We start from the raw sequence: 10,257 nt of genomic DNA, 5'->3' as shown, positions 1-10,257 counted from the left end.
GGAGTTCGAACGGACCATCACCGAAGCACGCAAGAAGAGCGACCAGAGGTGCCAGGCCGCATAGGAGAGGTCTCTACGAAACCAGGGGATTGACAGAGCCGACATACATGTCTGCCGCCCGTGCGGGCCGGCCCAGTTTGCGGCTACCGCACGGGATGACGACGAGTTCTGGTTTGAAGCAGTCGAGATAGTCGTTCGCTGGCATTCCTGTCGTCCTGCCTGTTCGCGTGGGACGTTAGCTGTACTGGCGGTGTAATTAGCTGTGCCGGCGGTGTAAAAAGCGCCTGCGTGGCTGTTACAACCAGGCTCCGGACCGCAGCGATCTCGGCCACTTGGACCAGAAGCCCTCGGATCAGGACGCACGGCACTCAGTGACCAGGCCCCAGCTGTGTGGTGCCGGCATTCTGCACCGGAGGACGCGTGCCTGGTGCAATGTCCCGATGTGATGCCGTTATGGCATATATGAGTGTCTCACTCGGCTCTCGCGATGTCATAGCGTCGGTGGCGCCATACGGTCGGATGGGTTCGCCTCCACGACGGATGCGAAGTGGAAGGTTCCGGTTCGGCTGGCCGGGCAGGACTCCCGCCGCGGCACGTTCGGCCAACGGCACGCTGTGCTCACCGACCGGCGCACCGGCATGGAGCACACGCCGCTGAGCTCCCTCGGCTCGCAGGCCGCGGACTTCACGCCCTACGACTCGATGCTGTCCGAACTGGCAGCGCTGGCCTTCGAGTACGGCTACTCACTGGCCCGGCCCGACGCTCTGGTGCTGTGGGAGGCCCAGTTCGGCGACTTCGCCAACGGCGCCCAGACAGTCGTCGACGAGTACATCTCGTCATCCGAACAGAAATGGGGGCAGCGCTCCGGGGTGACACTGTTGCTGCCGCACGGCTTGGAGGGGCAGGGGCCGGACCACTCCTCCGCCAGGATCGAGCGATTCCTCCAGTTGTGCGCGCAGGGGAACATGACCGTCGCCATGCCCTCCCTGCCCGGCAACTACTTCCACCTGCTCAGGCAGCAGGCACTCGGCGAGCGCGAGCACAGAAGGCCACTGGTTGTGTTCACTCCCAAGTCGATGCTGCGGTTGAAGGCAGCCACCTCCACGCTGACGGAGCTCACCACCGGCGCGTTCCGTACGGTCATACCGGATGAGACGGCGGACACCGCCCGGATCAGGCGCGTGCTGGTGTGCTCGGGCAAGGTCTTCTACGACCTGGACGCCTACCGGCGAAGCTTGGACCTGTCGGACACCGCGATCGTCCGTCTGGAGCGTCTCTACCCGTTCCCGGAGGAGGAGCTGAGCGCGGAACTCGCCCCTTTCCCGGCCGATGCCGAGGTGCGATGGGTGCAGGAGGAGCCGGAGAACCAAGGGGCATGGTCCTTCGTGGGGCCACATGTGCACCGGCTGGCGAGCCGTCCTGTTGAATGCATCAGCCGACCGCAGGCGCCGGCCCCCGCCGTGGGCTCTGCCCGGCGGCACGCCGACGAGCAGAAGGATCTCGTGACAGCGGCATTCCGCTGACCGTGCCGCCTACAACGGCGCGGAAGACGGGATCCCGCGCACCACGGCGCGCGACCTGTTGTTCCGGACACCCCTCGGACCGGATCCGAGGGGTGTCCGGTCGTACGGGGCCTGCACGTCAGCGCCGTGCCGGCACGGCGCCGGCGTGTGGGCGCTCGACGGCCGTCAAGCAGTCCGGCTGCGGCCACCAGAAAGGCGCACGTGCACACCGACGCGGGCCTGCACGATCGAGTGCTTACGGTGGGCCGGGATGTGAGCGTGTCACGCGTCGATGGATTCAGATGGATTCACAAAGGGAGGGGCGGCGTGCCTTCGCCGCCCCTCGGCATCCCTCAGCCGCAGGCTCACGCTTTCGCCGCCGGCGGCGAGTCAGGCCGCGCGCTGCTCGGCGTTCTCCCGTACTGTCCGGACCTCCGCTACCGTCGGGTGAATCCCGAGGAAGCCGAGCAACGCGCCGAAGGCCGTCACACCAGCGGCGACGGCGAAGCTGAAGGCGTAGCCGCGCGCGGTGGCGGTCACCGGGTCGGCGCCTGCGTGCTGCAGGACGGTGGCGTGGCTGGTGCCCATGGAGACCAGGGCGGCCAGACCGATGGCGCTGCCGATTTGCATGGACGCATTGTTCATGCTGGTGGCGATGCCCGCGTCCTCACCCGTGGCGCCGTCCACTCCGGCAACGGTGGATCCGACGAGGACCAGGCCGCCTCCCAGCGGCACGAGGATCAGCCCGGGCAGCACATCGGCCACATAGGTGCCGTGTGCGCTCACTCCGGCAAGGAGAACGTAGCCGACCGTGGAGATCGCAAGTCCTCCTCCGTTCAGCGTTCGCAGCCCGAACCGGGGGAGGAGGCGCGGTGCCATCACGGTCGCGCTGAACAGAATGACCAACCCGAACGGCACGAAGGCGAATCCGGTCGCCAGCGCGGAAAAATGCAGTATGTGCTGCACATACAGGCTCAGCGAGAAGAAGAAGGTGGCGAATCCGACGTAGTAGCAGATGCGGACCACGTTGGCGATGCTCCGGTTGCGCGAGCGGAGGAAGGCGAGGGGTACCAGGGGCTGTGCCACCCGGGCCTCGACCAGCACGAAACCGATCAAGAGGACCACACCGATCCCCACGCAACCCAGGACGGAGAACGAGCGCCATGCGTGGTTGCCCTTCTCCAGCAGACCGGACACGACCAGGAGCAGGCCGAGTGTGACCAGGACGGCTCCGAGGACGTCAGGCCGGCCGCGCTTGGCGGCCCGGCTCTCGGACACGAGCTTGGAGGTGGCGAGAAACGCGAAGGCGGCGATGGGCAGATTGATCAAAAAAATCCAGCGCCAGGAGGCGAGGTCGGTCAGGATCCCTGAGAGTACGACGCCCAGGGCCACGCCGACTCCGGCGAGGCCGCTCCAGACGGCCATCGCCCGCGCCCTTTCCCGCGGCCGGATGAACAGCAGCGTCACCAGGGACAGGGCCGCCGGGCTGACGAGTGCCGCGCCGATGCCCTGCACGAAGCGGCTGGCGACGAGTACTCCGGCTTGCTGGGCTACTCCGGCGCTCGCCGACGAGAGCGCGAAGACCGCAAGCCCGATCAGGAACAGGCGCCTGCGGCCCAGCAGATCGCCCAGGCGCCCACCGAGCATCAGCAGTCCGCCGTAGGTGACGGTGTAACCGTTGACGACCCACGCCAGGCCGGTGCTCGTAAAGCCGAGATCCCGCTGGATGGGGGGAAGTGCGACATTGACCACGGTCACGTCGAGCAGCAACATCACCTACACCAGGCAGATGATCCCGAGCGCGCGCCACCTACGCGGATCGGGTTCGGGAGTCGAACTGATCGAAGTCATTATTGATCGCTTTCTGTTCGGTCGGGCCGCCGCCCTGCGCCTCAGACGTCTTCGTACGAGGCGAGGTTTCAGGCCGGTCCGGTCCTCGGGCACTTCCTCATGGATTCAACTCGCAGGGACCGCGCGCGTCTGGCCGCAGGTGCGGACAGCAACGGCGCACATTCGGCCCTCTGGCGGCGGGCTTGTCCGAGGACGGACGGCCTGCGGCGAGCGCCCAGGCGAGGGAAATGGAACTGCCCGAGGGCGCTGGGCGACCTGTTTCTTGGCGACGACCAGGCCGCGACGTGGACCCTGGTCGCGGCCTGTTTCTGGTGCCCCAGTCCGGTGGAGGGGTGGAGAGCCGGTGCAGTGCCATCGGCTCGTCGTGCCTCGACTACGGCGAGACCGCCTCGGACACCGAATCCTTCGTGCCCACGCCGGTCGTCCGGAAACTGGCCCGGAACGCACCAGGCGTCACACCCAGGTGTCGCACAAACGCCCTGCGGAGCGACTCGGGTGAGCCGAACCCCGTGCGCCGCGCCACCACTGACATGGGGTCATCACCCGTCTCCAGCATCACCTGGGCAGCTTCCAGCCTGACCTGCTCCACATACCGGGCCGGAGTGGTTCCTACCTCTTCGTAGAAGAGGCGGGTCACGTGACGGACGCTGACGCCTGCCCTGCGGGCCATGGCCGACAGTGTGTGGTTGGCCTCGGGGTTCTCAGCGACCGCGTCCAGGAGCCGCCGGAGCATCTCCTGGCGGGTGTGCGGGGCCCGGGAGCGGGCGCTGAATTGGGACTGGCCACCCGGTCGCTGCATGAAGACGACCATGTCCTTGGCAACCGCTCGAGCGACCTCCGCACCGTAGTGATCTTCGACGAGTGCCAAGGACAGGTCGATACCGGCGGTGACACCTGCCGATGTCATCATCGGCCCGTCCCGCACGAAGATGGCGTCCGGTTCGACCTGCACGGACGGGAAACGCAGGGCCAGTTGCCGTGAGTTCCGCCAGTGCGTCGTGGCGCGACGGCCATCCTTCGCTCGGCCCGCTCCTGCTCGTGCCGCCGGCTACGCTCGGCCGCACGCTGGGTGAGCAGGGCCAACAGCAAGGTCCCGACCACCCCGACGACCGCCACGATCGGCGCACCCGCACCAGTCGGTCCGGCGGTCGCGGTTACCTGACTTGCCATCAGCTGGGGCGGTGTTGCGAGGACCGGCGCGGAGGCCCCACGGGACTGGCCTCGGTGAACGTTGTTTCACCATGGGCAACGCAGCGCCGAAGGCGCCAACGACTACGCGCCATCAGGCTCGGGCGGTCGGCCGGCTCTGAACCAGGCCTGCACCTGCGCTTTCACTGTGATCGCCGCTACACCACTCGGCTGCACAAGGATCACGAGCGGCCGCGCGGGGGGACGTACTTCTCGTCAGATGTTGATGACCTGGACGCCAGGGCCGCACAACATGAGGAGGTCTTCGGGGTCCGAGGTCAGAACCGTCACCGGGGCGGGTGAGACGAGTGCGGTGGCGGCCACGATCGCGTCGAGGGCGTACTTGTGGCCGTGCAGGCCGGCTCCGGAGAGGAGTTTGCTTGCATGGCGGGCGATGGCTTCCGTGGGCGGGACGATGTTCAGGCGCGAGACGGCGTAGTCGAAGCGAGCTTGGTTGGTCTTGGGGTCGCGGGCTTCGACGAGGGTCACGGAGCTGGTGATGACACGGATGTCCTCGGCTTCGGCCGCGGCGAGCCATTCAGTGAGCTCGGGGGTGCGGCGTACAAGTTTGGACAGGCCCTCGCAGTCCAGGACGAGAGTGCCGCTCACGCGGCGTCCGCCGAGCCCGCCGTGTCACCGCGCACGAGGGCTCGCTTGGCGTCGACGGCAGCTTGGTCGACCGGCCCGTGTTCGGCTTCGGCGTCTTCGATGAGTTCGCGCAGCCGGTCCCGCTCGAGTTGGCGCTGGATGAGGCTTTCGACGTAGGCGGACATACCGCGCTTGCCGGTGCGGGCCTTGAGGGCGGCGATGGTGCCTTCGTGGAGGGAGACGGAGACGGGTCGGACAGGGCCTTCGCCGGGAGCGGGGTCAGGGGTGGTGGCCATGGAGCCACTTTAACAAAACTGTTGTTATGGGGGTGGGGTGATTCTGTTCTTCGTCGCCATCGAACATGGCGTTCGACGTCGAGCCGTGGCGCGAATCTCCGGGTCGCCGAAAGACACGAAAGCGCCGGTCAGAACCCATCCCCTCAGCACTCGATGATGTTGACCGCCAGCCCGCCCCGCGCCGTCTCCTTGTACTTGACGCTCATGTCCGCCCCGGTGTCCTTCATCGTCTTGATGACCTTGTCCAGGGAGACCTTGTGGGAGCCGTCGCCGCGCATCGCCATCCGCGCCGCCGTGACCGCCTTCACCGCGGCCATGCCGTTGCGCTCGATGCACGGGATCTGGACCAGACCGCCGACCGGGTCACAGGTCAGGCCGAGGTTGTGCTCCATGCCGATCTCGGCCGCGTTCTCGACCTGTTCCGGCGTGCCGCCCAGCACCTCGGCCAGCGCGCCCGCCGCCATCGAGCAGGCCGAGCCGACCTCGCCCTGGCAGCCGACCTCCGCACCGGAGATGGAGGCGTTCTCCTTGAAGAGCATGCCGATCGCGCCCGCGGCGAGCAGGAAGCGTACGACCCCGTCCTCGTCGGCGCCGGGCACGAAGTTGATGTAGTAGTGCAGGACCGCCGGGATGATGCCCGCGGCGCCGTTCGTCGGAGCCGTGACCACGCGGCCGCCCGCCGCGTTCTCCTCGTTCACCGCCATCGCGTAGAGCGTGATCCACTCCATCGCGCGGGACACCGGGTCGCCCTCGGCGCGGAGCTGCCGTGCGGTGACTGCCGCGCGGCGGCGCACCCTCAGGCCGCCGGGCAGGATGCCCTCCCGCGACATGCCACGTGACACACAGGCCTGCATCACCCGCCAGATCTCCAGCAGACCCTCGCGGATCTCCTGCTCCGTCCGCCAGGCCCGCTCGTTCTCCAGCATCAGCGAGGAGATCGACAGACCCGTCTCCTTCGTCAGGCGCAGCAGCTCGTCGCCCGTACGGAAGGGGTACTTCAGCACCGTGTCGTCCAGCTTGATGCGGTCCGCGCCCACGGCGTCTTCGTCGACGACGAAGCCACCGCCCACCGAGTAGTACGTCTTCGCCAGCAGCTCCGCCCCGGAGGCGTCGTACGCCCACAGCGTCATGCCGTTCGCGTGGTACGGGAGCGTCTCGCGTCGGTGCAGGACCAGGTCGTCGTCGAAGGAGAACGCGATCTCGCGCTCGCCGAGCAGCCGGATCCGCCCGGAGTTCTTGATGTCCTCCACCCGCTGGTCGGCGGTCTCCACGTCCACTGTGCGCGGCGAGGCGCCCTCCAGGCCGAGCAGCACCGCCTTGGGCGTGCCGTGGCCGTGGCCGGTGGCACCGAGCGAGCCGTAGAGCTCTGCCCGTATGGACACGGTCGTGTCCAGGAAGCCGTCATTGCGCAGTCGGCGGGCGAACATGCGTGCCGCGCGCATCGGGCCGACCGTGTGGGAGCTGGACGGGCCGATACCGATCGAGAACAGGTCGAAGACCGAGATGGCCACGGTCACTCCTCAATTACGGGGGTGGTGCAGGGGGTGGGGCACCGCGCTCAGCCGAAGGGGTGGTTCTCCAGTGTGCGCGGTGCCCCGACGGGACTTACTTCTCGAGACCCGGGTACAGCGGGTGCTTGTCGGCCAGGGCCTTCACCCGGGCCTTGAGCGCCGCGCTGTCGTACGACGGCTTGAGCGCCTCGGCGATCACGTCCGCGACCTCGGCGAAGTCCTCGGCCGTGAAGCCGCGGGTCGCCAGGGCGGGCGTGCCGATGCGCAGACCGGAGGTGACCATCGGCGGGCGGGGGTCGTTCGGGATCGCGTTCCGGTTGACCGTGATGCCGACCTCGTGGAGGCGGTCCTCGGCCTGCTGCCCGTCCAGCTCGGAGTCGCGCAGGTCGACCAGGACGAGATGCACGTCCGTGCCGCCGGACAGCACGGAGACACCGTGCTCCCGGACGTCGTCCTTGACCAGACGCTCGGCCAGGATGCGGGCGCCGTCCAGCGTACGGCGCTGCCGCTCCTTGAAGTCCTCACTCGCCGCGACCTTGAAGGCGACCGCCTTGGCCGCGATCACGTGCTCCAGCGGACCGCCCTGCTGACCGGGGAAGACCGCGGAGTTGATCTTCTTGGCCAGCTCGGCCGTCGACAGGATCACGCCACCGCGCGGGCCGCCCAGCGTCTTGTGCGTCGTGGTGGTGACCACATGGGCGTGCGGCACCGGGTTCGGGTGCAGGCCCGCCGCGACCAGACCGGCGAAGTGCGCCATGTCGACCATGAGGTACGCGCCGACCTCGTCCGCGATCCTGCGGAACGCGGCGAAGTCCAGCTGCCGCGGGTAGGCCGACCAGCCCGCCACGATCAGCTTGGGCCGGGATTCCTTGGCCAGGCGCTCCACTTCGTCCATGTCGACGGTGCCGTCGTCGCCGACGTGGTAGGCGACGACGTTGTAGAGCTTGCCGGAGAAGTTGATCTTCATTCCGTGGGTCAGGTGCCCGCCGTGGGCGAGGTTCAGACCCATGATCGTGTCACCGGGCTGCAGCAGCGCGAACATCGCGGCCGCGTTGGCCTGCGCGCCCGAGTGCGGCTGCACATTGGCGTGCTCGGCGCCGAAGAGCTCCTTGATGCGGTCGATGGCGATCTGCTCGACCACGTCGACGTGCTCACAGCCGCCGTAGTAGCGGCGGCCGGGGTAGCCCTCGGCGTACTTGTTGGTGAGGACCGAGCCCTGGGCCTCCATGACCGCGACCGGGGCGAAGTTCTCCGAGGCGATCATCTCGAGGGTGGACTGCTGACGGTGCAGCTCGGCGTCGACGGCGGCGGCGACGTCCGGGTCGAGCTCGTGCAGGGGGGTGTTCAGAAGCGACATGTGGTCCTACGACTCCTCAGCCGGCGATGTGGGCGTCGTATTCATCGGCGGAGAGCAGGTCGGCCGGCTCCTCCGTGACGCGCACCTTGAACAGCCAGCCGCCCTCGAAGGGGGCGGAGTTCACCAGCGACGGGTCGTTGACCACGTCCTCGTTGGCCTCCGTGACCTCACCGCTGACCGGCGAGTAGAGGTCGCTCACCGACTTGGTCGACTCAAGCTCGCCGCAGGTCTCGCCCGCGGTCACCGTGTCACCGACCTCCGGGAGCTGGACGAACACGACATCGCCGAGCGCGTTGGCCGCGTGTTCCGTGATGCCGACCGTCGCGACGCCGTCCTCGGCGGCCGACAGCCACTCGTGTTCCTTGCTGTAGCGCAGCTGCTGGGGGTTGCTCATGGCCTGAATTCTCCTGTACGCGGGGGAGTGGTGGTGAATGGGGACTGCTGGAGACGCTCGTGAGCAGGGAGGACGTGTGCGGTGTCACGCCGGCCCGCGCCCAGTGTCTACTTCTGACGCTTGTAGAACGGCAGCGCCACGACCTCGTACGGCTCATGGCTGCCCCGGATGTCCACCCCGACCCCGGGCGTGCCCGGGTCGGAGTGCGCGGCGTCGACGTACGCCATCGCGATCGGCCTGCCCAATGTGGGGGAGGGGGCGCCGGAGGTGACCTCGCCGATCACCTCGCCGCCGGAGACGACCGCATACCCGGCGCGCGGGACGCGGCGGCCCTCGGCGACCAGGCCGACCAGGACCCGCGGCGGGTTCGCGGCTGCGCGCTCGGCGGCCTCCAGCAGCGCGGTGCGCCCCACGAAGTCGCCCTCCTTCTCGAACTTCACGACCCGGCCGAGCCCGGCGTCGAAGGGCGTCAGGGACGTGCTGAGCTCGTGCCCGTACAGCGGCATGCCCGCCTCCAGACGCAGCGTGTCCCGGCACGAGAGACCGCAGGGGGCGAGACCCACCGGCGCGCCCGCCTCGGTCAGTGCCTGCCACAGCTTCTCGGCGTGCTCGGGGGCGAGGAACAGCTCGAAGCCGTCCTCGCCGGTGTAGCCGGTGCGCGCGATCAGGGCCGGGACGCCGGCGACCGTGCCGGGCAGGCCCGCGTAGTACTTCAGGCCGTCCAGATCGGCGTCGGTCAGGGACTTGAGGATGCCGGGGGACTCGGGGCCCTGGACGGCGATCAGCGCGTAGGCGTCCCGGTCGTCGCGCACCCCGGCGTCGAAGCCGGCGGCGCGCTCCACGAGCGCGTCCAGCACCACCTGGGCATTGGAGGCGTTGGCGACGACCATGTACTCCTGCTCCCCGAGCCGGTACACGATGAGGTCGTCGAGGATGCCGCCGTCCTCCCGGCAGATCATGGTGTAGCGGGCCCGGCCGACGCCGACGGAGGAGATGTTGCCGACCAGGGCGTGGTCGAGGAGCCGGTCCGCCTGGGCCCCGGTCACCGTGATCTCACCCATGTGCGAGAGGTCGAAGAGGCCCGCCTTCGTACGGACGGCGACGTGCTCGTCGCGCTCGGAGCCGTACCGCAGGGGCATGTCCCAGCCGGCGAAGTCGGTCATCGTCGCGCCGAGTGAACGATGCAGGGCATCGAGCGCGGTACGGCGCAGGGGGCTGTTGCTGCTCATCGGTTGTGCTCCCAAGGCGATGGGGGTCCCCCCGCGCGAGCGCAGCCGAGCGTGGGGGAGGGCGAGGTCGTTCCTCCCCATCTGTCATCGGAACCTGAGAGGTTCGCCATGACTCCCGCGGCGGGTCGTCACGGCTTGCACCTTGGGTGGGACCACCAGAGGCGGCCCGCTTTCCAGATGTGCCTCGCCCGCGCGGTATCAGGGGCCTGAGAGATTCAAGGGAGGGACTTGCTCCTTCGGCGCCCGGGCACACGTACGTACCCGGAACTCTCCCGCGCGGATTCAAGCGGCCGGTATGCAGTTGGCGCGCACATCATTGCACGCATCGCCCGACGGCGGCA

At 68.5% G+C, this 10,257-nt stretch carries 8 protein-coding genes, 1 pseudogene and 1 riboswitch; of the genes and pseudogenes, 1 reads left to right on the top strand and 8 read right to left on the bottom strand.

All coding sequences use genetic code 11. The annotated features are described in order from the left end of the window. Positions 1 to 557: 557 nt before the first annotated feature. Positions 558 to 1,523, top strand: a pseudogene (gene kgd, locus ACZ3TS_RS11225) (multifunctional oxoglutarate decarboxylase/oxoglutarate dehydrogenase thiamine pyrophosphate-binding subunit/dihydrolipoyllysine-residue succinyltransferase subunit); the annotation flags it as partial. A 369-nt stretch (positions 1,524 to 1,892) separates the two neighbouring features. On the opposite strand, the gene ACZ3TS_RS11220 reads toward kgd, so the two are convergent. From ACZ3TS_RS11220 to gcvT, 8 genes are all read right to left on the bottom strand, one after another. After that, positions 1,893 to 3,275, bottom strand: coding sequence for an MFS transporter (locus ACZ3TS_RS11220; protein ID WP_467616118.1), 1,383 nt, complete (start codon positions 3,273 to 3,275; stop codon positions 1,893 to 1,895). Positions 3,276 to 3,726: 451 nt separating this feature from the next. Beyond that, positions 3,727 to 4,305: a GlxA family transcriptional regulator gene (locus tag ACZ3TS_RS11215; protein ID WP_467616117.1), complete on the bottom strand. Its 579-nt coding sequence runs from the start codon at positions 4,303 to 4,305 to the stop codon at positions 3,727 to 3,729. A 452-nt stretch (positions 4,306 to 4,757) separates the two neighbouring features. After that, the gene (locus ACZ3TS_RS11210; protein ID WP_467616115.1) at positions 4,758 to 5,150 is read right to left on the bottom strand and encodes a type II toxin-antitoxin system VapC family toxin; all 393 of its coding nucleotides are present in this window, start codon (positions 5,148 to 5,150) and stop codon (positions 4,758 to 4,760) included. Further along, positions 5,147 to 5,425 carry a hypothetical protein gene (locus tag ACZ3TS_RS11205; protein WP_467616112.1) on the bottom strand — a complete coding sequence of 93 codons (279 nt, stop codon included), beginning with the start codon at positions 5,423 to 5,425 and terminating at the stop codon, positions 5,147 to 5,149. Before ACZ3TS_RS11205 ends, ACZ3TS_RS11210 begins: the two co-directional genes overlap by 4 nt. Before the next feature lie 143 nt (positions 5,426 to 5,568). Then, positions 5,569 to 6,936 (bottom strand): L-serine ammonia-lyase, encoded by a 1,368-nt coding sequence (locus ACZ3TS_RS11200; RefSeq protein ID WP_467616111.1) that lies wholly within the window; start codon positions 6,934 to 6,936, stop codon positions 5,569 to 5,571. 94 nt (positions 6,937 to 7,030) lie between these two features. Then, on the bottom strand, positions 7,031 to 8,293 hold the full coding sequence (gene glyA, locus ACZ3TS_RS11195; protein ID WP_467616108.1) for a serine hydroxymethyltransferase: 1,263 nt from the start codon (positions 8,291 to 8,293) through the stop codon (positions 7,031 to 7,033). 16 nt (positions 8,294 to 8,309) lie between these two features. Then, positions 8,310 to 8,687 carry a glycine cleavage system protein GcvH gene (gene gcvH, locus ACZ3TS_RS11190; RefSeq protein ID WP_467616106.1) on the bottom strand — a complete coding sequence of 126 codons (378 nt, stop codon included), beginning with the start codon at positions 8,685 to 8,687 and terminating at the stop codon, positions 8,310 to 8,312. 107 nt (positions 8,688 to 8,794) lie between these two features. Beyond that, on the bottom strand, positions 8,795 to 9,916 hold the full coding sequence (gene gcvT / locus ACZ3TS_RS11185) for a glycine cleavage system aminomethyltransferase GcvT (protein ID WP_467616104.1): 1,122 nt from the start codon (positions 9,914 to 9,916) through the stop codon (positions 8,795 to 8,797). 183 nt (positions 9,917 to 10,099) lie between these two features. Then, a riboswitch (glycine riboswitch) is annotated at positions 10,100 to 10,201 on the bottom strand. Positions 10,202 to 10,257: the final 56 nt, after the last annotated feature.

The sequence above is a fragment of the Streptomyces sp. NPDC022910 genome (assembly GCF_055561075.1).
Note: the sequence above shows the minus strand (reverse complement) of the source record. Positions and strands in the feature narration are given on the sequence as shown.

Excerpts from the sequence above, each read along its gene's own strand:
- ACZ3TS_RS11220 (WP_467616118.1), bottom strand. The coding sequence starts at position 3,275 with ATGTTGCTGCTCGACGTGACCGTGGTCAATGTCGCACTTCCCCCCATC.
- ACZ3TS_RS11205 (WP_467616112.1), bottom strand. The coding sequence starts at position 5,425 with ATGGCCACCACCCCTGACCCCGCTCCCGGCGAAGGCCCTGTCCGACCC.
- glyA (WP_467616108.1), bottom strand. The coding sequence starts at position 8,293 with ATGTCGCTTCTGAACACCCCCCTGCACGAGCTCGACCCGGACGTCGCC.
- gcvH (WP_467616106.1), bottom strand. The coding sequence starts at position 8,687 with ATGAGCAACCCCCAGCAGCTGCGCTACAGCAAGGAACACGAGTGGCTG.
- gcvT (WP_467616104.1), bottom strand. The coding sequence starts at position 9,916 with ATGAGCAGCAACAGCCCCCTGCGCCGTACCGCGCTCGATGCCCTGCAT.